This is a genomic window from Aeromonas sp. QDB68 (assembly GCF_027707405.1).
GTDB classification, from domain to species: domain Bacteria; phylum Pseudomonadota; class Gammaproteobacteria; order Enterobacterales; family Aeromonadaceae; genus Aeromonas; species Aeromonas caviae.
The window spans coordinates 1-608 of sequence record NZ_JAPCIQ010000251.1 but is presented as its reverse complement, the minus strand read 5'-3'; the positions used below and the strand labels follow the sequence as shown (position 1 = coordinate 608).

General features: G+C 54.3%; 1 pseudogene. It reads right to left on the bottom strand.

Annotation, left to right across the window (positions count from 1 at the left end):
- Positions 1-608, bottom strand: a pseudogene (locus PG892_RS22500) (IS630 family transposase); the annotation flags it as partial.

Sequence of the window (608 nt, the reverse complement as noted above, 5' to 3'; positions counted from 1 at the left end):
AGTGACATCACCCGCTCCACATCGGCAATAAAGTGCTTCCAGGCCGATGTGCAGGCATCAAGGATGTCGTCGTAATCCTTGAAGCTGCGATTAGCCAACACATGCTGACGAAGCCAGCTCCATACCTGTTCAATGGGATTGAGTTCGGGAGAATAGGGAGGGAGCTTGATCAGGCTGAGATTGGGGAAGTCATCCGCACATTCCATGGTATGCCATCCGGCGCCGTCCATGATCACCACCGCATGACGACCCGGCTTTGTTCGTGCTGCAATCAGTGCCAAGTGCTGCTTCATCACCTCCCGGTTTACCAGAGGACTGAGCAAGGCTTCCGTTGTCCCGGTTGCAGGGCAGACGGCACCGAAGAGATAGACGTACTCGAATTGTTGTTGCTGAATAGCTCGGGGGCGACTGCCACGCCTGGCCCACAGTCGGGTAGTCGTATTTTGTTGACCAAACCGGGCTTCGTCCTGAAACCAGACATCGACATTGGCAAGCGCAACATGACCCGGGATGTTAAGGATCGTTTCCAGCTGGAAGTTTTTTAAAAGCTTCCTGCACCTGCCCATCCTGCTTCGGATGTCGTGAGCGACTGGTTATCCAGGAAAACC